Here is a 24,002-nt window from a genome sequence, read left to right on the forward strand (position 1 = left end):
GATTTTTGCCTTTGGATTTTAGCCCTTTAGATTCATTGAAGATCAGTAAGGTTGAATAGGCCCGGATTCTTCAAGACTAAATCCTGCCTGCCCATAGGTTTCAGCGCATATTTTATGCCTGGCATCAGTAGTTCCCGGCCTCAGATTGATGTTCACACTACTTTTTTCAGATTGCAGTTTTCCTTCGATCCGGCTTTGTTGGCATTTCCTGTTATGAAGCAGGGGATTTCCTGAACAGCTGAACAGAGCCTTTTCTGTGCCAGTTTCGAAATGCACATCAAAAGATTCCCAGACACCAAGGATGCTTTCTTGAATATTTGTGACCTTGCAGGTGATGAGACGGCCCTTGATCATTCCGGACCAGTCACTGGAAAAGGCAGGTGTTGAAAACAAAAAGCAGGTAATGGCTATAATACAGAGTTTTTGTTTTTTCATGGCAGCACCTCTTGTATTCAAATCCGTAATGAGTCGTGTTGTTTTTATCGGAGGACTCCCCTGACGCCACCTTGGATCCAGTGTTCCCACGCTGGCGCATGGGACGTTAGCTGAAGTGAGGATGCCTATTTTCTGTCTCCGGATGTGTAGAGAAAGGAAGAGGCTGCCATATGCACAGAGCTTTCCGGAACGGCTCGGATACAGTCCATAGGCAAGGTACCAGCCTGCTGGTTATCGGGAAGAATCTCCACACAGAATTTTTCCTGTTTCGGGCAGACGACAGCCATGCGGAAAATGTTTTTGGTTGCACCGCCTGCCCGGAAAAGATCGTAGCGTTGCAGGCTGCATCCGGATTGCTGGAGGATGCCGTCCGTTTTTTTCCAGTACATTGGAGGCATGGAATGATTGACCCATACCTTTTCAGGAAGTTCCCAGGCGAGGGCGGAGGAGGAACAGGTAAGTACCAGAAGAAAAACGGTTCTGAAAAAAATGATCTGCATGGACATGACAGTCTCCTTCTTTTATCGGGTTGTGGATAATTGCCCCGTTACCATGTTCACCATCTGTGCCGTGTTGGGTGCAGGACGGTTATGTGTGCAAGGAAACAGGGGCTTGGTTTGTATCCGTTATCTGAAACGTTTTCCTGAAATATCTGCCTGCTGAGGACTTTTGCAATATATGGGCCATCCTGCCCTTCTTCCATGGGATTCACATGGATTTTTCCCTTTATACCGTTGCCTGATACTTTTAGAACTGCATTGCAAAGCTTGGGAAGGTCTTAAGCCTGTGCCGTTTCAGGGTTTCTTCTTGCCATAAAGGGTGCCGGTTTTTTCTCTGTACTGCCAGATTCAGTGGCATCTGGCAATTTTGTTGTCTGTATGGATGCTCCGCACCGGACAGGGATACCCTTCTCATACATACTGCTCCGCCACCACCTCCGCTACGGAAGCATCGAAAAGCTCCCCTCGTTTCACCCGGTCAAAGGCTGCCATGAGATCCGGGACGCGCACCCGGCCCTTTCTTTCTTCTGCGTAATCCTCCACTATTTTTCCTTTGTGCATCATGACAATGCGGTCGGGAAGTTCCACGGACTGCTGCATGGAATGGGTGACCATGAGGGCCGTGAGCCTTTCGCTGCGGATGATCCGCCGGGTGAGATCCGCCACCTGGGCCGCACTTTTAGGATCCAGTGCCGCCGTATGTTCGTCGAGAAGCAGAAGCTTCGGCCTGAGCCAGGTGGCCATGAGCAGGGTCAGGGCCTGACGCTGACCGCCGGACAGGGTGCCGATAGGATTATCCAGGCGGTTTTCAAGGCCCATTTTCAAAGAGGCCACCCGTTCGGCCATTTCCTCTCTCACCTGCCGGGAAAGGGCGGTGGAAAGGGGACGTTTCAGTCCCCTTCGCATGGCAATGACAAGGTTCTCCGCAAGGGTCATTTCCGCAGCCGTTCCGGCAAAGGGATTCTGAAAAACCCGGCCCATGGGGGCAGCCCGTCTGTGCTCGGGCCAGCGGGTGATGTCCTGTCCGTCCAGAAGAATTTTTCCCTGATCGGCCAGAAAAGTGCCCGACATCGCATTGAGAAGGGTGCTTTTTCCGGAACCGTTGGTGCCGATGATGGCGGTGAAGCTTTCTTCTTCAATGTGCAGGGATACCCCCTGAAGGGCCTGAACCGCATTGGGGGTGCCGGGAAAAAAGGTATGGGAGAGATTTTGGATGTCAAGCACGCTTTTTTCCCCAAATCCTTCATCAAATTTATCCACACCCCTCCTGTGGTGTTTCGGGAGACTTTTTTCAGCCCTCAACGGGGCGGTGGGGATTCAAAAATAATTATTTATGCGGTTCCTGGTACGATGCCAGCCCCCTGACAGCACCGGGTGGTTTTCGGCTTCCGACCATAGAGGAGCTGAGAAGCCTTGCGCCCTATGATCTTAAGGTCTTTCCCAGTGAGGGCTGGTTCTGGTCCGCCTCTTCCATTTCCAGCGACAGCGGTTTTGCCTGGAACTTTTTTTTCATCAACGGCCTTGCCGGTCAGGGCAGCAAGAAGCGCATCGGCCATGCCCGGCTTGTGCGTGTCGGGCAGTGAGCTGGCATTGGAACAGGATGCCTCGGTGGAAAGACCGGGCGGAAATTTCCGTTGGGATACTGGCGCAATGTCTCCTTTCGGAGGTCCCTTGCCAGGTCAGGGGTGCCATGGCTTGGGGGCTGGGGCCAGCCCTGTCTTTTCAGCGATTTTTTCCGCAAGGATTCTGAAGTCCCTCCGTGCATCACTCACCGCATGGGCATGGCTGCCAATGGCCCCATCGGCGGAGGTGAGGTTGAAAATGGGCTTGCGGCGTTCCTGGGCCATGGGCACCAGGCTGCGGTAATGCCGGATGGTGGCAAGACAGAAAGGATCGTCTTCCTGCCGCAGATTCTGAACCGGGGCTTCATTCAGAACGGCTTCCCGATAAACGGCGGGAATGCGCTGCACCCACTTGTCATAGGCCTTTACCGGGCGTTCCAGAAGAACCCCATGCTGCTGACAGAGATAGCCGATGGGCTGCATCTTGCCGGAAGGCAGTCTGAAATCCGGGTAGTGCCTTTTTTCGGGGCTCTCTTCCCAGTTGTTGAGACGTTTTTGCCACAGGTTTTTCCAGCTTCTTAAGGTGGGGCCGAGGTTGCTTAACCCCTGGAGGGAAAAAAGGTCGGCTCCCAGGGGAATGGCGACGTAGTCCGTTGCCAGGAGGACAGAACGGTTGATGGCACCAAGGTTGGGGCCGATGTCAGCAAGAAGAATCTCCGCCTGCACCTGATCTCCGGCCATCTGCATGACCTGCCAGAAGGCGCTGAGGATGCGCATAGGCCGGTAGAGGTTGCTGTCGCCCATGCTGTCCGGCCACTCTTTGGAGAGCGCCTCCTCAAAGCCGGAGAGCCGGATGTCTCCCGGCAGGAGATGGAGATTTTCCGCCATGGGCTGAAGCAGGGGAGGGGCAATATCCGCCACACCGGCAAGGGGGCTGACGCACTGGTAAATGGTGCTGCCTGCACCCTCCGCATTCCAGAGCGCCTCAATGTGGTCTTCATCAAGAAAGGCTGCGGTCAGGTTGGCCTGGGGATCCAGATCCAGAACCACCACCCCTCTGCCGAGACGGGCGAACATCCAGGCCAGATGGTAAATGAGGGAGGTTTTTCCAACTCCTCCCTTGTTGTTGAAAAAGGTCAGTACGGGCGCAGTCATGCTTTTCTCCTCAATGTGCACATCACCGCACTCGGGCTGGTTTCAAATTCCGGGGGCGGATTTCCGTTTTTTTCCATTTCCCTCCGTGCGATGGCAATGCCCCTTCCAAAGGCCTGAATGAAACCGAAGGTCTTCAGCACATCCCCGATATTGGGGTTGCGGTAATCCGTGATTCCGGGCCTGCCGAAGTTTTCAGAGGTGACGTTTCCGTAAGGCCCGCCCGGACTGGTGATTTCGATTCTGTCGTTGAACCAGTACACCCGGACAGGGGCATGGGTGTTTTCGTATGTGCGGTGGAGTACGGCGTTGTACAGAATCTGCTGCATTGCTGCTGGCGGATAGGGCATGTCCGTTCTGTGGGTCGGGCCAGAGGTGGCATCTACGCCGATGCGGTTATGGGATTTGAGTTTTTCTTCCGCCCGGCGCAGCATTTCAACAAAGGCTCCGCCCATGGTTTCCGCATCCAGAACAGGGTCTGCAAGGTCTGTCCCGTCAATCCGCAAAAACTGAATACAGGCCCCCGGCAGAAAGTCCTGCGGGCTTTTGCCCAAGGTAAGGAGTCCCAGCACCGTGGGTGTTGTGGTGTCTGGGGAAACGATCATTTTGCAGCTTGACAGTCTTTCCCCATAGCTGCGGCCGTTGGATTCCAGCACATCGGCGGCAAAGGCTGAAGGAAGAAATTCGCTTTCAAAAATGAGTTTTGAAAGGTCGGTGACTGCTGCTGACGGGATGGGGTGGAGATCAAAGGGCAGGTTCTTATAACGCCTTTTTTCATTGAGGATTCGTTCTTCCTGTTCGTTGGCGATGGAGCGCCGGGGGCCGGTGCGAATCCAGATACGGCCCTCATATTTGACCGGCGGCATATCGGAGGGCATCACGGTGACAACAGCCATGGCGGAACCTTTTAAAAGCCGTTTTTCCACAGAAAGAACGGGCAGGGGCAAAATGTTTCCGTCGGTTTTCATGTCCGCAAGTGAAAGCAGAAGCTGATCTGTCACCTCAAGGCCTGAGGGTTCGCCATTGTCCTTTGCGCCAATGAAAAGAATGCCCGGAGCATTGTGATTCGGAAGGTCATTGGCAAAGGCGCAGACAGCCTGTCTGGCCTTTTTCGGAACCTCCCCCTTAAAGCTTTCTTTTCGCTCCACCCGATCCGATTCCAGAGAATTGAGAAGATCCAGCAGTTCCTGATCAGAAAATCTTTTCATTCTTGTTTTCCCCCTGTTTCAGAAGATAAGGCTTCTTTTTGCAGGTAGTGATCGTACAGGGAAAACAGGAATGCCACACGTTTTGCCTCGTTTGGAAAATTTTTGACCCCATAACAGGCATCCACCGCTTTATCCAAAGCCTGATGTGCCTTGCTCAGGACGGATGGCATGGTGAGGGGGTCATAGAGATCCGCAAGGGTGGAATCCGGGAATGTCTTACGGGCATCAAGGACTTTCTGGCTGGCTGTACTGACAGTCTGCTTTTGTTTTTCTGTGGGACTCTCCGGCCATGGGAAGTTATTATAAACAACCTTTATTGAATATTGAAAATCACTTTTTAGCCGACCAGTCACCGCACGAACCCATGCCATATGCATGCATGAATGAATTATGCCAAATTCATATAAAGATGCATTAGGCAAAAGTCTAAGTTTATTGCTTGCTAGAGTGTCGGACATTTCAAAACCAATAGGAATATAAAAACGGCGCTCCGATGATACCTCCGGAATAATAAGGTATTCCCCATCCGGCATGTTTTCGACATGAAACCGGGTTGGCGTTTCAGCAAGTTTCTGGGTCGGTTTGCTTTTACTGTTCTTACGGAGTTCCCGCACCGCTTCGATACGCTTCAGGCACTCGGGCATCTTTCGCAGCTCTTTGGGCGGGCAATCGCCGAGCCAGAGACAGTAGCGATGGTAGCCATTCAGAAATTCATGCGCTCCGAGCCAGCGTCTGAAGTATGGGGCGGCTTTTGGCTCCACGGCCAGAAAGGATGCCTTTTCCTCTTCTGTAAACAGGTAATGACCACCGTCAATGGGTTTGTTTCCGATACCGATCTGGGGAACCGGGCACAGCGGATTTTTTCGGTTCTGCACCACCACATCCGGCGCATCCACCAGATAGGGGTTGATGTTTTTTACTTGAATAGATTCCGGTTCGCCCTTGATATTTTCATATTCAAAAATCTGTTTGCTGGGCAGATCACCATGGGTAAATCCCACAATGACACAGTGTACGGCAGCTTTGCCTCTGGCCTCATTACTCCACTGGAATGTCCGGTGGACGAAAAAAATCTTCATTCCCTGATCCAGCATCCAGCTCCAAAGAACTCCGACCTGTTCCCCCTGACAGATGGAATTGGTGGATACAAAGGCACATTTCACGGGAGTTTTTTTCATTCCTCTGGCCGCTTTCACATACCATGCAGCAACATAATCCAGTAAGCCGCTGTTTTTAATGCCTTTGAATACAAGGGAGACATCCTTTTTCTGGCTGGCATCCATGTATTTTGCTCCCACAAAGGGCGGATTGCCCAGAATACAATCCACCTTTGGCCACTCAAGCGTCAGTGCGTTCCCGTGCTGGATGGCCGCAGACTTCACAAGCGGAAGGCGGGTAAAGGTTCTCCCGAACAGGCTGGAAACTTCTCGGTTCATCAGGTGATCCATGAGCCACATGGCCACCTGGGCCACCTGAGCAGGGAACTCTTCCAGCTCGATGCCATAGAACTGATCCACATTCACTTTGATGATGGGGCCGATATCGAGAACAAGCTGGCGGTGCCCCTGCCGGTTTTTCGGATACAGGAGATCCAGCACCTTCATCTCCAGACGACGGAGTTCGCGGTAAGCAATGATGAGAAAATTTCCGCAGCCACATGCCGGGTCTAAAAACCGCAGGGAGGCCAGCCTGTCGTGGAACTTCTCCAGTTTCGCCCTGTTGCTTCCGCAGGCTTCCAGCCCTGCATAGAGTTCATCAAGGAACAATGGGCGGATCAGTTTGAGAATATTGTTTTCAGAGGTGTAATGCGCTCCAAGATTCCTGCGTTTTCCGTCCTGATCTTCTTCCATGACGGTCTGGAACAGCGATCCGAAAATTGCTGGGGAAATGGCACTCCAGTCTTCCCCGGAACATGAAAGGAGGATGTCTCGGATTTTTGCGTTGGCATAAACCGTTGAAATGGTTTCTTCAAACAGTTTTCCATTGATGTAGGGAAAACCGGCAAGATAATCCGGCAAATTTTTAAGCCGTTTGTTTTCCGGTTTGTTGAGGGTATCGAAAAAGGCGGCCAGCTCGCTGAATAAATTGCTTCCGTCGGGATGTGTTCGTTTCTGAATCAGGGTTTGAAAGGCATGAAACTCAAAGATACCGGTATCATCTGCAAACAGGCAGAAGAGCAGGCGAACCAGCAGTACTTCAAGATCATGGCCTCCGTAGCCGCTTTCCTTGAGTTCATCGTGCAGGCTTCCCATCAGTTCCGCAGCACGGATATCCACCAGTTTTTCAGGTTCTGCATATTCTGATTCATGGTCGATGAGAAAGCCGAAAGCTTTCACATATTTTGGCAGGTCTTCAAGAGAAAATTCCAGATCATTGGCTTTGTCCAGCAGGTCATGGAGGTGAAAATGGGCAAAATCACATGTGAGGATATAGCGGGGACGCTCTTCCTGAGCCAGCCCCTGATGGTAATCCAGTGCCTGAAGCAATGCCAGATCAAGATCCTTGCCTGCGGACTTGAACTCTATGACCAGTTTTCCGGGCAGAAAATAGTCAATGAAACCGTATTTATTTCCTAATTTTCCGACCTGACGCTCATAATTTCCAGCCTGTATGGGGTCTATTCCATAAAGATCAACAAGAAAATCCCGGATGAAAACCTTGCTGTCTGCCTGCTCACGGGTAGAATTTCTGTATTTCAGGACAAACTGCTCCGCCTGTTTCTGTATATGGCTCCAGGTGGGAGCAATGGTTTTCAAGGTATCATTTTTTACAGAAGGTTTTCTGGCCATTCCTGTTCCCATTTCTGTTGCAGGTTATTTTTAAAGTCTTTCGTAACAAATCCAGCAGATCGTTTTTTGATTTTATCCTCATTCCTGCTCTGCATGGGGATACAGGGCCGCTTTTTTCCGTATGGCATCGCTAGGCACTTACCCTCCGAATTCAATTTTCCAAATGCCAGCAGCAAGATTTGCCAGCTGTTTTTGTCTGGCTTCTATTTTTGTCTCATCCCAGGTCTCATAATGTTCTGAAACTGCTCTGGTAATTTGAAAGGTACTCTGCTGAAAAACCTGTCGTTTCGTGGAATAGTCTGCATTGCCCAGATCCCGGTTTCGGCTGGTTTCAAGGGGAGTCATGTTTCCGATTCTGTAGATCAGGCGATCCTGTTTGGATTCCTCGATGTATGACCAGTCTTCGGAAGGATGCTCAGGAAGAATATGCTCCAGGTTGTATGTGGCACTTTCAAAATCAAAATCCTGCCCAGAGCGCTGTTTCTCTATTTCGAAGAGGATATAACGCACCACTTTTTTGTTTCGACTGTTTGTTGTGCGCAGTTCTTTATCAGCAAAAGCGACCTTGAACCGGGTGTCATCGGGATACACGTTCCGGAGTGCGGAAATCACTTCAGATGGCCGGGTGCAGCTACCAGAAGAGACTCTCCAGGCAATCTCGTTGTACAGGCGTTCCTGCTCATGGGTCTGAAGGTTGCATATCACATTATAACGAAAGGAAACGATCGCCACAGCCTTCATAATGCGGGTGAAGTCTGCTCTGTCAGTCTCATGGAATCTGGTATGACATGACAAGAGCATGGCCAGCGGCTGGCGTACATTAAACATAATCAACTGCGCAAGTGCGACCTTTTCGTCGCTCTTCCAGGAAGGATCCTGGGGGTCACGGAGTGCGGCATAGACAGCTGCTGAATGATCCAGATCCCGCAACAATTCAAAGGCCGAATCCCGTGTAGCGATCCGTCTTCGAATTGTTTTGAATAAATCGGATTTGCGGACAAGCCTGTTGCGGCTGTTCCAGAATATCCGCAGGAATTCTGGAAAACTCTCGCTCCCCAAAAGACCAACGATGCGTTCCCATCGTTCCTCTAAGGCCTTCAGCTCTGTTTCATGGGTATCCTGTGAACTGATAACAGAAAAAAGATAATTTTTTAACAAATCCGTTGCTGAAAGCCTTACCCCCCTGGCATTGAGGGTCTCAAATACCTTGAACGCATTTAACTCGTCAGTTACCGTGATGACGGTAAAGAATAGCTTATCTACAAGGGATTCAATGAAAGCCGCAAGTTCCTTACCACTGTTTACTGTTGCTCCAGTGCGTGATCTGACCTTGTCTTTAAACCAGTTAAAGGCCTTGCGTAACTGATGTTCAGAGGCATTAAGGCCCCGCTGGGGGATCTTTTCAATAGGAACCAGATAGGTTTGATAGAAACGGTTATTATGACGGTTCAGCTCCAGTTTGGAGCGGGGTACCAGGCTTACGGGATCAAGGTAGCCGATGTAGCTGTTTTGCAGCTGCTCCTTGCGCCTGGCATTGTTTTCTGCATCCAGGTTGCTGCGGATAAGATCTTGCATATGTCCCAGACAGGTAAGAATCATGATGCTGAGTGTGGTCAGTCGCTGCTGACCGTCAATAATGTCAAACCGCTTATTATCGGAGGACTGAAGAACAAGGTAGCCCATGTAGTGAGCGGGTTCTCCATCGTTTTCAAAAAGCCCTAGGATGTCCTGCCAGAGATCATCCCATTCATCATCGCCCCAGGAGTAATCCCTCTGAAAGGGTGGAACGCGGTAACTCAGGCCATTTCCAAGCAACTGGCGGAAAGTAGCGTTTGTGGTATTGAAATTCATTGTTGCCATTTTCAATCCTCCGTCGATTCAAGGCCGATGATTTTCTTCAAAACCGCATCGTGTTAGTCCCGGCCCGGTTCCAGCCCTGCTTTGCGAAGACCCTCAAGATACCCATCTCTGGAGCGTTCGGCAAATTCTGTCTCACTGTAGAGTACCATGCGGATGCGGAAGGGCACGGTCTTTTTTTCCACCGCCTGTTCCGAAGCCTGCGGGCCTGGCTGCTGTTTTTCAGACATTTCCTGAAGCTTTTCCGTCATTTTCCATTTGGGGTAGCGGTTAAGAACTTCTTTGTTGATGTCGAGAAGCTGTGGAACAACGTTGTCGATGCGGAAGGAGGCGGTAGAGCGGCGCTGGGCGAGATCCGAGGCTAAGAGGAGAAGGGAAGCCGTGATGATGAGCAAAGAGATGAGCAAAGAGATGAGCCAGAGGGGTTTGAGGGTCTCTTTCATTGGTGGCCTGTCGAGTTCTTTGTGTGCTCGTTTATAAGGTTTTTAGCGATTATTGTTTCCACCAGTCCATATCTGTCGAAAATATGGCTTGGTCAGGTAATCCAGAACAAATTTCTTCTTTAAGCCATATTTGTAATGCCAAAAAGTACTTTTAACATTAAGGTTTCTGGTAAAAAAATAAGATCGTAGTTCACTTTCAAGATGAATATGATAAAAAAATTACTATCACCCGATTTTCAGGATTTTCCATTTATTAAGAGTTTGATTTAAACTATTAATTTTACAGCGGCCTTGCCTTTGTTATCAGTATTTTTTCCTGCTATAAAAATTACTAAGTTAAAAAAAATGGAGCATCAAATATTATGTGTTGGATTGCTGTTTGTAAATGAAAAAAAGCTGAGTGTTTTTTTGTCGCCATATTTGTTGGCACTTAAGGATTTTCCTGGCAGTAAATATGGTATTCTTATATTATTCCTGAATTCCCGAGCTATTGTAACGAGGTCGGTGGGCTACCAATCATTTTAACGCTGGCCAGAGTATCAAAAATGGCAAATCGCAATATAAAAAAATGGAGGCCAGATATGCAAGGAAAAATGGAGATGAAGAATTGTCTAAGGATTTTAGTCGTTTTGATGCTGTGCGTCTGCTTTTTGTTTCCATCCATTGTCTGGGCAGAGAGTAAGAGGCTTATTGTGGAACTGGAAGATGCACCCCTTGCCAGATGGGGCAGTCAGAATCCAGGTCTGATGTCCAAGGGCCGCCTTAATTTTGAGCAGGCAGAAACCCGAAATTATCTTTCTGCCATTGAAGCACGGCAGGACAAGGTTCTCAGCAGTATGAGAAGGACTGTATCCGGCTTGAGGATGGCTACTTTTCGGGATGAGGAAAACCGTATGCGGGAACACAGGTACAGTGTTCTTTTTAACGGTTTTACCGTTGAAAGCAATGGGGAAGATGCTGACAGCCTTATGGAAAGGCTGAAAAAAGTACCGGGCGTTAAAGCCGTATATCCTGTAAGAACTTACGAGCTTTCCATGTATAAAAGTCTTGATCTTATTAATGCTCCTGCCCTCTGGGAAGATCCCTTAATCGGAGGCAGGTTGAAGGCGGGCAAGGGTATCAGGGTTGCCAGCATGGATACTGGTGTTCACAGGGATGCTCCCATGTTTGATCCCACTGGTTTTTCCTATCCTGCAGATTATCCGGATGGCGGCCTGGGCTTAAAAGCCAACAATAATGGAAAAATTATTGCTTCAAGGGTTTATTACCGGCCGGGAGATCCTCCGGCTGCCGGGGATATGGATCCATGGCCTGGGCCTGAGGGGGATTCCCATGGTGTGCATACGGCAGGGACTGCTGTTGGAAATCCTGTTCAGGCTGATGTCCTTGGCGACAGTTTTAAAATCAGCGGGGTGGCACCAGGGGCCTGGGTTATGAGTTATAAGGTTTTCTATCAGAGCATGGAGGGGCTCAGTACCTTCGAAAATCCCGAAGGCATAGCCGCACTGGAGGATATGGTTAAGGACGGGGCAGATGTGGTGAACTGTTCCTGGGGTGATGGGCCTTTCAGCACAGGCGGTGACTATGATCCTTTGGATACGGCTTTGCTGAACGCCTGGCGGGCCGGACTTTTTGTGGTCATGTCCGCTGGAAACAGCGGGCCTTATAAGGGAACCACAGATCATCCTTCTGAAGAATATATAAGTGTTGCGGCCAGTACCACCGGTGGCAGTATTGCCGGCGGAAGCCTTTCCATAGCCGGGCCTTCACCTGTTCCGGAAGAATACCTGAAGCTGGAGGCTGGCATTTCTGATTATGGGAATGTTCCCTCTCTGGGTTCCAGCAGCAGGTATTTTTTCAAGACAGCAGCAAGTGTGGCACCGGATAATGTGAATGCCTGCGAACCCTTTGAAGGAAGGCCCTTTGAGGGGCTGGCAACGGTTGTAAAAAGGGGAGGATGCAATTTTGATGACAAAGTTCTGAATGCTTACAGGGCTGGTGCTGATTTTGTGGTGATCTATAACAATAAAGGCGACGATATCTTTGATCTTAGTTGTTATATGGAAGACTGTGATGAAATAGCTGCCTTTGCTGTTTTTACGGGTGAGTCCCATGGAAAGAGTCTTGAAAGATGGTATGACCTTCATAATGAGCAATCTGAACTGATTTTCAATTTTACACCCTTTCAGCTGGGTAACAGTCCCGATGAAGTTGCTGATTTCAGCAGTCGCGGACCCGGAGTAGGGTATACGCTGAAACCGGATATCATGGCTCCGGGTGTGAATATTCTTTCTCAGGGATATGGGCCCCTTGCAGCGGGTGAAGAAAAGCACCTTGGTTTTGGTCAGAATTCCGGAACATCCATGGCAGCTCCCCATATTGCCGGAGCAGCAGCTGTTTTAAAGCAGCGCCATCCTTTATGGTCCAATAAGGATATAAAATCTTCTTTGATGTCCACGGCAAAATTTATGGATATCTATACACATGATGGAAACCCTGCCCAGCCCCTGGACATGGGAGCTGGCAGGGTTGATCTGACTAAGGCTTTGGATCCAGGTGTCATTCTGGATCCCCCCTCCCTTGGTTTCGGGATTGTTGAGAATAAAGGGGAAAAAACATTATCCCTTAGTCTGAGAAGTATTCTGCCCGAAGAAAAAACCTATCATGTAAGTACTATTTATACTGGTGATGGCTTTGATGCCATCCGTCCTCTGGATGATTTTCATGTGGAGCCTTTATCTGTGACACTGCCAGCCTTTGGCAGGGCTTCCATAAATGTGCGTTTTAAAGGACAAGGCTATGTTGGTGATCATCAGGGCTATGTTCTTTTGGAAAGTGATACGCACCGGGTTCATTTTCCAGTCTGGGCCAGGGTTCAGGAAGCCAGGGGGAGTGGAAAAAAAGTTCTTCTTCTGGATATGGATGGCAGTTCCTTCGATGAAAATTTTGAAGATTACAGAGGCTATTATATAAATGCTCTCAATGCCCTTGAGAAAACCTATGATGTGCTTGATATTAATCCTGATTCAGAAAATATGCAGCTTCCTGAGGCAGCCATACTGGCAGCCTATGAAGCGGTTATGCTTTTCTCCGGGGACAACAATAAAGAAACCCTTGTGGGGGGAGATCTGGACCGTCTTATGGAGTATGTCAATGATGGCGGTTTTGTGATTTCCATGGGACAGAATATGTTTTCTTCTGTTCTGAATGATTCTTCCTCTTTATACTCAAGATTTAAAGTGACTGTTATTTCTGAAAGTATTACGGAGGGCAATCTTCCGGATCTTCCTGTGATTGCTTCTGAAAATGTTCCTCCTGCATTCAGGGGTATTTTTCTGGATCTGAAGGATGGCGGAGACGGAGCAGCCAATCAGAGGAATATGGATGAGTTCAGCGAAGGTATTTTACGATATCCCGGCAGAACTTCAGCAGGGAATGGATATCTGATGCAGGTTTCAAAGGATATGCTGACCCTTGAAAAACCAGCTGTTATTCATCCGGGGATTCTGGTGGCATCTGCCTTGGGGCTTGAGGGAATAAATAATGATACCGGTGCTATGTCAAGGGAGATATTTTTACGTGGAATATTCAACTGGGCCTTTGATACAAGGGATATTACCATAAAAGATATTTCAGCAGACTATGAAAATCATATGGAAATGAGTCGTTTTGAGGTTGAGTATTCTTCTGATACGGAAGGTGTTGAACCTGTATCTTTCCGTTGGGATATGGGAGATGAAAGTGATTTTCAGGGGCCTTATGAGTCACCCATGATTGGTTTCGTTTATGAAAAATGTGGTCCCTATACCCTTCGTGCTGAAGTTGTGAACAGTTTTGGTAATCATACCATCGGCAGTCTGGATGTGAATATTACCCGTTGCCTTGATAAGGAAGAACAACCCGTTCCCAAACCATCTTCCGGCTCTTCTTCCGGTTGTTTTATCCGTGAACTGGTTTCAGGTTTTTGATATTTTTGTTGAATAACTTTTTTGATTACTTACCATGACTCAGCCATATCTTGCTGGTCAGCTTGTTGCCAGACAGATGGTACGAGCGGATATTTAATGAGGGCAGGCGCAAGCTCTATCCTTGGGAATGGTTTTTACGACTCTTGTTTTGTAGGGGCACCCGTAAAGGTGCCCCAGTTTTTTATGGTGCATTTCCATCGAAAAGTTTTTTCATTTTTTTCCTTAAACCCTCCCGGCTGATGCCAAGCATTCTGGCGGCCTTCGTTTTGTTACCATTTGCGGCTTCAAGGGTTCTTTCAATCAGTTCCTTTTCGTTTTCTTCAAGGGAGAAGAGATTTTCCGCAGGTTTGTTTTTATTGCCTTTGCTTCCGGACAGAGGAGGCCTGTTTTTTTTATTTACTGTTATTTCATTGCTTTCCGGAATAGCCTTTTCCTGCTGAATATGCAGCGACAGATCTTCCACATGGATAATTTCGGAATAGGAGAGGGCCACCACCCTTTCCACCTCGTTTTCCAGTTCCCGCACATTGCCGGGCCAGTTGTGTACAAGCAAGCAATCCATGGCTTCCTTGCTTATTTTGAGAAGGGGACGGTTCATCTGACGGCAATGCAGATCCAGAAAACGCTGAAGCAGCAGGGGAATGTCTCCGGGTCTCTCCCTTAGGGGGGGGAGGGCAAGGGATATGACATTGAGGCGGAAAAAAAGATCTTCCCGGAAATGTCCGGCCTTTGCCTCGGCCTTGAGATTCCGGTGCGTGGCTGCCACCACCCGCAGATCCACAGGGATAACAGTGGAGCCGCCCACCCTTGTGACCTCCCTTTCCTCCAGTACCCGGAGAATCTTGGCCTGAATATTTAAGGGCATATCTCCGATTTCATCGAGAAAAATGGTGCCGCCACCGGCCTGTTCCACAAGGCCTTTTCTCATATTCACACCCGTAGCTATTCCCTTTTCAATGCCAAAAAGCTCGCTTTCAAACAGACTTTCCGGAATGGCCGAGCAGTTGATGGCAATAAAAGGCCCGGATTTTCGGATGGAGTTGTAGTGCAGGGCCTTGGCGATTAGTTCTTTTCCAGTTCCCGTTTCCCCTGTGATGAGTACATTCACACTTGTATCTGCAATGCGTTCCGTCTGATCCAGAATGTGACGCATGGCCTGGCTCTGGCCCACAATACGTTTGGGGGAAAAGCGTTCCATCAGCCCTTTTTTAAGGCCTTCGTTTTCTTTGAGGAGCTGTCTGCGGGAAATCTCGAGGGCTTTACTGGTTTCCTTCAGGTTTTTCAGCATTTCTTCCATCTGAAATTCCCGTGCCTCGATTTTAACAAGCATCATGCCAAAGGATTCTGCAAGACTTGCGATGGGTTCGGGACAAACGGTGCTGCGGGTCAGCTCAAAAAGGGTTTCTGCCCGGTCATAGCGGTTCCAGACAAGATCGTGGCAGATCTGTTCCATCAATTTGAGAAGGCGTTCAACGTCGGGAGGCAAAGGACTTTTATCTGTCATGTTTTTTTCCAAATTGTTATCAATCTGTAACTGTTTGGCATCATTTTCACTGGCCAAGAACCATAACTGCAAGGCAGATACACAGACACCCAAGTGATTTGCCCGTGACGCAATCCGGCACTCAAGCTGAAAAAACCAAGCCCTTTACGGGAGCAAAAATGCTTAAGGATCTTGAGTGCCGGATTCGGGATCTTCTTGTCTTGTGCTGAAAAGTTACTTATCAGTCCGTGCGCAGGGCCTGAATGGGATTCAGGGCAGCCGCCTGCCGTGCCGGATAATAGCCAAAGAAGATACCAATGGCCACGGAAACACCCACACCAAGAATCAATGCCCCATGGACAATTTCAAACTGCCATCCTGAAAACCTTGCAATACCCCAGGAGGTTGCCACACCAATGAGGCTTCCCACAAGACCGCCCACGAGGGAAAGGAGGACGGATTCTATGAGAAACTGCCACTGGATGTCCTTTTTTCTGGCTCCCAAAGCCCTGCGGATACCGATTTCCCGTTTTCTTTCCGTAACGGAAACCAGCATGACATTCATGACCCCCACACCGCCCACAATGAGGGAGATACTGCCGATGGCTCCCAGAAGCAGGGTGAACATGCGGAACTGCCGCTCCATGTGGGCGATCATCTGTTCCGGACTCATGATGCGTAATTGCATTCTGCCCGGAAGAGCCGAGAAATAAGTGTTGAGATCTTCTGTTCCCATGCCTGTGGTGAAGTCCGGAGAAAGACGGGCCATAAAAGTGCTGATGATACTCTGGGGCGACATACGCAGCACAGCAGGAAGGGGCATCAGAAGTCCTTCCTGAATTTCATAGGGTCTCATGCCGCCCATGGCTGCGGGTTCAAGAGTGCCGATCACGGTAATTTTGCGGTTATCATAATACAGCTCACTTCCCGGATGGGTGGCAATGCCCTGAGCCTTCAGCTTTGCAGCAAGATTGCTGCTCAGGCAGGCATGGGTTGTGATGCCATCGAGATCGGAGATGAAGCGGCCCTCTGCCATGGTCAGCCTGTTCATCTGGAAAAAGGATTCGGTAACGCCAAGGGCAGGGATGTTCATGCGTTTTCCGTCTTTCCTCAGCTCACCATAGGATGAGGCATAGGGGGCCACTGTTTTGATGGAAGACAGACTTTCGGGAATAATAATGATGTCCTGAAGCCTGAAACCTTTGGGTGTGCCTCCACCACGGCCGTGTTCCGCCTGTATGGAGAGGATGTCCGTGCCCATTTCCATGAACTGGCGCATGCTTTCCCTCTGGGCAAGGGTTCCGATGGAAACCAGAGCGATGACCGAAGCAATGCCTATGACAATGCCCAGCAGGGCAAGGATGGAACGCTGGCGTGAAGAGATAAGGGAACGACCGGCTTCCCTGAGATTGGCTTTGAGGATCATTGGCTTTCCTCCGTCCCGGCAACATATCCGTCCTGCATGCGGATGGTTCCGGGGCACTGGGCTGCAATGCGGGGATCATGGGTGATGATGAGGGTGGTTATTTTCTGTGTGCTGTTCAGCTCCAGAAAAAGATCCATGATTTCCTGTCCCACACGGGTGTCAAGGGCGCCTGTGGGTTCATCCGCAAGGAGAATGGAGGGTTTGCCCACCAGGGCACGGGCAATGGCCACCCGCTGTTGCTGGCCGCCTGAAAGTTCCATGGGTTTGTGTCCTGCCCTGTCTCCCATCCCCACCTTTTCCAGTATTTCCATGGCCATGGGTTTTTGTTCCTTTTCAGGAATCCCCCTGTAAATTAAAGGAAGGCATACATTTTCAAGGGCCGTGAGTTTGCCAAGGAGATTGAACTGCTGAAAAACAAAACCTATTTTCTGGTTGCGTATGCCGGAGAGTTCACTGTCGGAGAGTTTGGCCGTTTCTCTGCCATCCAGCAGATAACGGCCCGAGTCGGGCTGATCAAGGAAACCGATGATATTCATCAGGGTGGATTTACCGCTGCCCGAAGTTCCCATGATGGCTATCATTTCTCCGGCATGTACATCAAAGCTTACGCCTTTGAGAACATGGACCTGCACAGGCCCAAGGGTAAAAGATTTTTTTATCTTTTCCAGTTTGAGAAGGCTCATGGCGTCCATCCCCCAAGGCGTTCTCCGGGTTCAAGTCCTGAGAGTATTTCCACGGAACCCAAAGTGGTGATGCCCGTTGTCACCTTTCTTTCTTCCATGCTGCCGTCATCCTTTACAACCCGTACCATGGCATGGCTGCCTGCGGGCCGTACCAGATAAAGGGGAACCAGCAAAGCCTGCGGATTATCATAGACAAGGATTTCAAGGTCTGCGCTCATGCCTACCCTTATGGACTTGATGGCTTCTGCGCTCAGTTCAGGAAGGGTCACCTGCACCTCAAAACCCGGAGCTTCCCTGCCGCCTCCTGAGGTAGCCTGGGCGGAAATATGAGAAAGATGCCCCTCCAGCAGGATACCGGGAAAGGCATCCCCCCTTGCCCTTACCTTCTGATTCAGAGACAGCCTGCCAATCTCCACCTCATCCACCCGGGAAAAGACCTTAAGGCCACTGAGATCCCCAAGGGCAAAGAGGGCAGTACCCGCCTGCACCCTGGCACCCTGATCCAGAGATTGTTTTTTGCTTTCTTCCGTAACGGGCTGAATCACCACACCGGATACGGGAGCCCTTACCTCTGCCTGAGAAATGAGGGATTCCAGCTCATCAAGCCGGATACGGGCATTGTCCAGCTCCATTTTAGCGATACTCAGGTTTTCAGGGCTGGCTTTTTTTAGGGTGGACGCCATTTCTTCCCGGCTGGAGATAAGGTCCATGCGGCTGGTTTCAACCTGCTGCTTTGCCCTGTCCAGCTCCTGGGCAGGAATAATCCCCCTGTCAAAAAGCAGGTTGGCTTCCTCAAGCTGGCGTATATGGTTTTCAAGGCTGCTTTCTGCCCGTTGCAGACTGCGTCTGGCCCTTGCCATTTCCGTACTTTCTTCCCATGCGGCCAGTTCTTCATAATTCTGCAGCACTTTAATATAGCTGCTTTTTGCTTCTCTCAGCTTCATTTTTGTTTCAGAAACGTCAAGCAGCAGAAGAAGATCTCCCTTTTCCACCACCTGACCAAAGGAAAAGTGGCGTTCAAGGATTCTTCCGTCAAAGGGAGCTGTCAGCATGATTTCCTCCAAGGGCTGGAGACGGCCCGAAAGGGAAATGCTGGAGGAAACGGGACTGGTTTTTACGGTGTGAATACCCTGACTTTCTTCTGCCATCATTCTTGTGGATTTTATTTCCTTTGATGGGGAAGACAGGTTTGAAAAACCCTGAAAATGAAAATACCCAAGACCCACAAAAAAAAGGATGATGCCTGCTGTGGCAAGGCCCCTTACTATCTGTACCTTTTTAAGAAGTCCTCTGAGTCTGAGGTTGCTGGCCTCTGTTTCTTCATATGCCTTTGCAAGTTTTCTGGAGTTTTCCCTTTCCTGTTCCTGAAGAACCTTCAGTTCCGTAATGTCTGAAAAAACCACCACAACACCGCTGGCTTCCTTTTCTTCTTCACGGTGAAGCCAGGATGAGGAAAGGCTTAAGGTCATTTTCTGGCCGTTGGGCCTGATAAAGTCAACGGTCTCCCGCTGTCCTACTTTTTTTCGGGTGACAGCATCCAGAACCTTCTGGTTGAAGGCATCATTATCTTCTTCCGCAGCAAGAAAGACCTCGGCAAAGGTATGTCCCCGCACAAGACTGGCATCCAGTCCCAGAATGGCCGCAGCAGCAGGATTGAAAAGGGTAATGCTGCCCTGAAAGTTCAGGGCCATGACACCGTCTTTCATGTTGTCCAGAACACTCTGGTGAAAATCTTTTTGAATATCGGGTTTTATATTCATTGTTTTGTCCTTTGGATTCAGCGGTGGAGCATCCAGGTTTTATTGCCGAGATATTCAGCTTCAAGGTCAGTGCGTTCGGTGACAAAGGCGATGTTCCAGGTATCAAGGGTAGTGGCCAGCAGGGCATCCAGGCGGGTGAGGCTGTTCTGATAGGTCATGATGGCCCTGATTTCCGCCAGTCTGTCATCCCTCAGCTTGTCCTGTTCACGGATGAAATCCGCATTGGAAATTCTTCCCAGTTTAAACTGAAGTTCGCTCACAAGGAAGTTTTCTTCGGAAAACTGACGAGTTTTTGAGGCCAGTTCCACCCGCCTCAGGCTGGAAGCCACCTGACGCACGGCATTGCGGACATTGTTTTCAAGGGATTCTCTGGCCGTAAGCAGTTGCATGTTGGCTTTACGGAGATTAATTCGTGCCGAAAGAAGGGGCATTTCCCTGTTGTATTTCTGATCTCCGTAGAGGGGCAGGGGAATTTTCAGGCTGAGGCCCAGCCACCAGTCTTCCTGGCGGTAGGAGGGATCGTTTTTCCGATGATTCCAGCCGTCTTTGTAGCCCCCTTCCAGATCCAGATTCCATAATCTCTGGTTCTCTGCATCGGAAAGGCCCATTTTTGCCATTTCAAGGGAGGTGAGGGCAGACAGGTAGGAATTATCCCGCTCAAGGGCCAGAGCCATAAGGTCTTCAAAAACTGGTTCAATGGATTTGTAAATGATTTTTTCCGTGGGGACAAGGGTGGTGTCTCCACTGATTTCAAGGCGTTGCAAAAGGGCAAGGTGGGCATCGTCCATCTGTGCTTTTGCTTCTTCAAAGGCCAACTCCTGACGGGCAAGGTTTGCTTCGGACTGGAGGATTTCGTTGGGTGCCCGTCTTCCCGTTTCTATCATGGTCCGTGTAACCTCAAGCTGCTCCCTTGCCTTGGACAGGGCATCTTCCTGCACTTCCATATCCTGATAAAGGGATAAGAGGGTCCGGTAATCCTGAATTACCCCGGAAATGGTGCTGATCAGGGTATCCCTCAAAGATCGGATATTATTTTCTTCCTGCATGGCCGCACGTCTGAGGGGAGCGGTATTGTGGTCAAGTCCACCGTCTTTCAGCAGGGGCTGTCGGAATCCCACGGACCACTGGGAAAGCCCGCTCTGTGTTTCTCCGGAGCTGCCATCCGTTTTATTATAACGGCTTTCAAAACCATTTTCCCAGGCAAAGATAATTTCACCGCCAGTGGGAATTTTCTGGCTGACGGTACTGACAAGGGAGAGACCTGCACTGTCTGTGCGGGAGCGCATGGTGTCCGGACCGTCGGAGGCATAGTTCGTTGCAGTTCCTGTGGTTCTTGTGCTGGCCTGAGGGCTGATGTCGAGGTTGGGAGAAAATTGAGTCATGTCCTGACCCAGCCTGAATCTTTCAAGTATTCTTGAGAGATAGGCACTTTCAATGGTGCGGTTTTGTCTCAGTGCCAGATGGATGGCTTCGGTGAGACTGAGTTCCAGAACGGAAGGAAATTCAGGCTCCGGGCTGGCTGTATTCTCCTGGGAAAAAAGGGGAGGGGGGATGCAGAAGACAAGAAAAATCAGAAATCCTGCAATCCGTAAACTGGCATGTTTCATGTTGTTTTCCTGGCACCATTCCGGCTGAATTTTATGCATCTTATGCTGAATAATATAGTTAAGGATTCAATACCATAATTTTATTTAGAATGTCTTGGATATGAATATTTTTTTCTTCTGTCTGGCTCCATAAGTTTCTTTAAACGGCAAACGCTGCAACGAGACCTGCCTTGCTTTTCATATTTTAAAGGTTTGTTTTTTTGGATAGAAATTATCTTTGCATTTTACTGTTATCTTCAGGAAAAACTTAGGCTTACCAATATGGTGAAGGAAGCAGATGTTGTGCTATAAAAGATTTTATAAAATATTTTATAAAATGCTTGACCCTCAGTTTTTTTTCTGCAAGAGTAGCATAAAAAAAATGCAAGTCTTGATGATGAACCCCGATCATAAAAAGAGGAGAATGGCATGGAATACATAAAAAAAGCCAACCTGTCAGCTGAGGGAAGCAGTCTTGAAAAGCGTAAGATTGTTGAGAAGATACTCAATGATATTCAAGACCGTGGTGAAGAGGCTGTTGGTGAACTTGCAAAGAAATTTGATAACTGGGAAGGGGCATTCGTTCTTTCTGATGAAAAAAAACAAAGGCTTATAAATTCTGTCCCGCAGAGGGTTAAAGATGATATCCGCTTTGCTCATGAGCAGGTTGCAGGCTTTGCACTGGCACAGCGTGAAAGTTTAAAGGAATTTGAGCTGGAGTCCCATCCCGGTGTGATTCTTGGTCAGAAGGTAATTCCCATGGATGTTGCTGGCTGTTACATCCCCGGAGGACGCTTTGCCCATGCCTGCTCCGCTTTGATGAGTGTGGCTACTGCCAAGGCTGCCGGAGTAAAAACCGTTATAGCCTGTTCTCCTCCACGAGGGGAGAGCATTGATCCTGCCGTTTGTTATGCCATGGATATAGCCGGTGCCGATATTATTCTTGAAATGGGTGGAGTACAGGCCATTGCAAGTATGGCATATGGGCTTTTTACGGGAAAACCAGCCAATATAATTGTTGGTCCCGGTAATGCTTTTGTTGCAGAAGCCAAAGCTATTCTTGCCGGATCCGGTCGGTGTGCCATTGATGTCTTTGCCGGACCCACGGAGTCTGGTGTTATTGCAGATAAAACAGCGGACCCTATGACCGTTGCAGTAGATCTAGTGTCTCAGGCAGAGCATGGTTATGACTCTCCCGTATGGCTTTTTACGGATTCCAGGGATTTGGCAGAGAAGGTTCTTGAGATCATGCCAAAAGTCATAGCTGATCTTACAACACCTGAAGTTGCTGAGGCTTCATGGAGAGATTACGGAGAGATTATTCTTTGTGAAAACCGGGAAGAACTCTGTCAGGTGAATGACCGCTATGCACCTGAACATATTCAGGTCATCGCAGAAGATTTGGACTGGTGGAGGGATAATCTTAAAAGTTATGGTTCCATGTTTTTAGGGGAAGGTGCCACAGTCGCCCATGGTGATAAATGTTCCGGCACAAATCATATCTTGCCTACAAAAAAAGCAGGTTACAATTCAGGTGGGCTTAATGTTCATAAGTTTTTAAAAATTTATACCTACCAGAAAATATCAGAAGAAGCCAACAGGGTGTTTTCTGCTGCAGCATCTCGCCTTTCAAGGGTGGAAGGTATGGAAGGACATGCCAGAGCCTGTGACTGGAGGCTTAAAAAGTTTTTCCCCGAAGAAAAATGGGATTTTGAGGTGTATGAGCAAAAGCGTTACTCCTGATTCTGTGTGATCAAATAAGGGTCGGATACTTTACTGGTATCTGACCCGAAAGCAGGCTTCCGTCTTATTGAGAATAAGAAACATTGATGGAGGGGGAATGGAACAAAAACGTTTTCATAAAAGTTTTACCCGGCAGGAGTCCATTCCTGACGATGCCATTGAGCGAGCTATGTCTGTTTTACGATCAGGGAAATTACATCGCTATAATGTGGAGCCTGGCGAAGCAGGGGAAGTTGCTGAACTGGAAACAGAATTTGCCTCCTATATTGGAAAGAAATACTGTCTGGCATGTGCATCATGTGGTAGCGCAATGTATCTGGCCCTTAAATCAGCAGGTGTTCAAAGGGGTGAGAAAGTTTTGTGTAACGCCTACACACTGGCGCCTGTCCCCGGTGCTATTGAAAATGCAGGTGCAGACATTGAGCTGGTGGAAATTCGCGAAGATTATACCATTAATATCGATGATCTGGAGGGCAAGGCTGCGGATGAGAAAGCAAAATGGTTTCTGCTTTCTCATATGCGAGGTCATATTGCAGACATGGAGAAAATTCAAGCTGTCTGTGAGCGAAACGGGCTTTTTCTGATCGAAGACTGTGCCCATACCATGGGGGCAGAATGGAATGGCAGAAAATCAGGAAGCTTTGGTCATGTCAGCTGCTTTTCAACACAAACCTATAAACACATCAATTCTGGAGAAGGTGGCTTTCTTGTCACCGATGATGAAGAGCTTATGGCTCGGGCAATCCTCCATTCCGGTTCTTATATGCTGTATGATCGTCATCTTGCCCGCCCAGATCTGAGTGTTTTTAATTCCCTTAAGAAAAAAATACCAAACTATTCCTGCCGAATGGATAACTTAAGGGCTGCCATTCTCCGTCCTCAACTCCAGAGGCTGGATGCACAGTGTTTACGATGGAATGAACGGTATCGTCTTCTTGAAGAGGCCATTCATTCAATACAAGGCCTCTGGTGTCCTCCCCGTGATCCCCGTGAAAATTTTGTAGGAAGTTCTATTCAGTTTTCTGTTTGTAATGATGACAGTGACAGCGTTCGCCTTTTCCTCGAAAAATGTAAGGAACGTGGCGTTGAACTGAAATGGTTTGGAAATGCTGAACCCGTTGGCTTTACAAGTGACTACCAGAGTTGGGAATATTTTGGCAGCCTTCCGGACTTGCCTGATACGAATCGTGTTCTTGCACGGATGTGCGATATGCGTATCCCGTTGACCTTTACGCTGGATGACTGCCGGCTGATAGCAGATATTCTTTGTGAGGTTGCAAAGGAAACCTTAAAACCTGGTGGCCTATAGCTTCGTTTTTTTGTTCGTGCCTTTTATTGGCTTATTAAATTTCCGGGTCCGGAATCAGCCGGTGGTCGGAAAGAAGTATCAGATAACTTGCAAGGAGG

General features: G+C 48.9%; 16 protein-coding genes. 3 read left to right on the forward strand and 13 right to left on the reverse strand.

The features are described 5' to 3' along the window. Positions 1–42: 42 nt before the first annotated feature. The 8 genes from FIM25_RS08845 to FIM25_RS08885 form a co-directional block, all read right to left on the reverse strand. Positions 43–435: a hypothetical protein gene (locus tag FIM25_RS08845; protein ID WP_139448366.1), complete on the reverse strand. Its 393-nt coding sequence runs from the start codon at positions 433–435 to the stop codon at positions 43–45. A 125-nt stretch (positions 436–560) separates the two neighbouring features. After that, positions 561–941, reverse strand: coding sequence for a hypothetical protein (locus tag FIM25_RS08850; protein WP_139448368.1), 381 nt, complete (start codon positions 939–941; stop codon positions 561–563). A gap of 405 nt (positions 942–1,346) precedes the next feature. Next, a complete protein-coding gene (locus tag FIM25_RS08855; RefSeq protein WP_218961351.1) occupies positions 1,347–2,195 on the reverse strand; it encodes an ABC transporter ATP-binding protein in 849 nt (282 codons plus the stop codon). Between the two features lie 419 nt (positions 2,196–2,614). Then, positions 2,615–3,652: a ParA family protein gene (locus tag FIM25_RS08865; protein ID WP_139448370.1), complete on the reverse strand. Its 1,038-nt coding sequence runs from the start codon at positions 3,650–3,652 to the stop codon at positions 2,615–2,617. Continuing rightward, positions 3,649–4,857, reverse strand: coding sequence for an ATP-binding protein (locus tag FIM25_RS08870; RefSeq protein ID WP_139448371.1), 1,209 nt, complete (start codon positions 4,855–4,857; stop codon positions 3,649–3,651). Before FIM25_RS08870 ends, FIM25_RS08865 begins: the two co-directional genes overlap by 4 nt. Continuing rightward, complete coding sequence (locus FIM25_RS08875; RefSeq protein WP_218961353.1) at positions 4,854–7,646, reverse strand: DNA methyltransferase; 2,793 nt, start codon at positions 7,644–7,646, stop codon at positions 4,854–4,856. Before FIM25_RS08875 ends, FIM25_RS08870 begins: the two co-directional genes overlap by 4 nt. Before the next feature lie 138 nt (positions 7,647–7,784). Beyond that, a complete protein-coding gene (locus tag FIM25_RS08880; RefSeq protein WP_139448373.1) occupies positions 7,785–9,506 on the reverse strand; it encodes a DUF262 domain-containing protein in 1,722 nt (573 codons plus the stop codon). A 53-nt stretch (positions 9,507–9,559) separates the two neighbouring features. Next, complete coding sequence (locus FIM25_RS08885; protein ID WP_139448375.1) at positions 9,560–9,946, reverse strand: hypothetical protein; 387 nt, start codon at positions 9,944–9,946, stop codon at positions 9,560–9,562. 599 nt (positions 9,947–10,545) lie between these two features. Between FIM25_RS08885 and FIM25_RS08890 the strand changes: the two genes are divergently transcribed. Next, on the forward strand, positions 10,546–13,914 hold the full coding sequence (locus FIM25_RS08890; protein ID WP_179953270.1) for a S8 family serine peptidase: 3,369 nt from the start codon (positions 10,546–10,548) through the stop codon (positions 13,912–13,914). A gap of 181 nt (positions 13,915–14,095) precedes the next feature. On the opposite strand, the gene FIM25_RS08895 is transcribed toward FIM25_RS08890, so the two are convergent. The 5 genes from FIM25_RS08895 to FIM25_RS08915 all read right to left on the reverse strand — a co-directional run bounded on the left by FIM25_RS08895 (position 14,096) and on the right by FIM25_RS08915 (position 20,873). Then, positions 14,096–15,418, reverse strand: a complete 1,323-nt coding sequence (locus tag FIM25_RS08895) for a sigma-54 interaction domain-containing protein (protein WP_139448379.1) — start codon at positions 15,416–15,418, stop codon at positions 14,096–14,098. A gap of 220 nt (positions 15,419–15,638) precedes the next feature. After that, positions 15,639–16,823: an ABC transporter permease gene (locus tag FIM25_RS08900; protein ID WP_139448381.1), complete on the reverse strand. Its 1,185-nt coding sequence runs from the start codon at positions 16,821–16,823 to the stop codon at positions 15,639–15,641. Further along, positions 16,820–17,506 (reverse strand): ABC transporter ATP-binding protein, encoded by a 687-nt coding sequence (locus FIM25_RS08905; RefSeq protein WP_218961355.1) that lies wholly within the window; start codon positions 17,504–17,506, stop codon positions 16,820–16,822. Before FIM25_RS08905 ends, FIM25_RS08900 begins: the two co-directional genes overlap by 4 nt. Further along, positions 17,503–19,266, reverse strand: coding sequence for a PAS domain S-box protein (locus FIM25_RS08910; RefSeq protein ID WP_139448386.1), 1,764 nt, complete (start codon positions 19,264–19,266; stop codon positions 17,503–17,505). Before FIM25_RS08910 ends, FIM25_RS08905 begins: the two co-directional genes overlap by 4 nt. A 17-nt stretch (positions 19,267–19,283) precedes the next feature. After that, positions 19,284–20,873 carry a TolC family protein gene (locus tag FIM25_RS08915; RefSeq protein ID WP_179953271.1) on the reverse strand — a complete coding sequence of 530 codons (1,590 nt, stop codon included), beginning with the start codon at positions 20,871–20,873 and terminating at the stop codon, positions 19,284–19,286. Positions 20,874–21,281: 408 nt separating this feature from the next. Here FIM25_RS08915 and hisD point away from each other — a divergent pair, with 408 nt between their 5' ends. After that, positions 21,282–22,595, forward strand: coding sequence for a histidinol dehydrogenase (gene hisD, locus FIM25_RS08920; protein WP_139448390.1), 1,314 nt, complete (start codon positions 21,282–21,284; stop codon positions 22,593–22,595). A 97-nt stretch (positions 22,596–22,692) separates the two neighbouring features. Then, positions 22,693–23,904: a DegT/DnrJ/EryC1/StrS family aminotransferase gene (locus FIM25_RS08925; RefSeq protein ID WP_139448392.1), complete on the forward strand. Its 1,212-nt coding sequence runs from the start codon at positions 22,693–22,695 to the stop codon at positions 23,902–23,904. The last annotated feature ends 98 nt before the right edge of the window (positions 23,905–24,002 follow it).

Origin of the sequence: Desulfobotulus mexicanus, assembly GCF_006175995.1 — a bacterium.
Lineage (GTDB): Bacteria > Desulfobacterota > Desulfobacteria > Desulfobacterales > ASO4-4 > Desulfobotulus > Desulfobotulus mexicanus.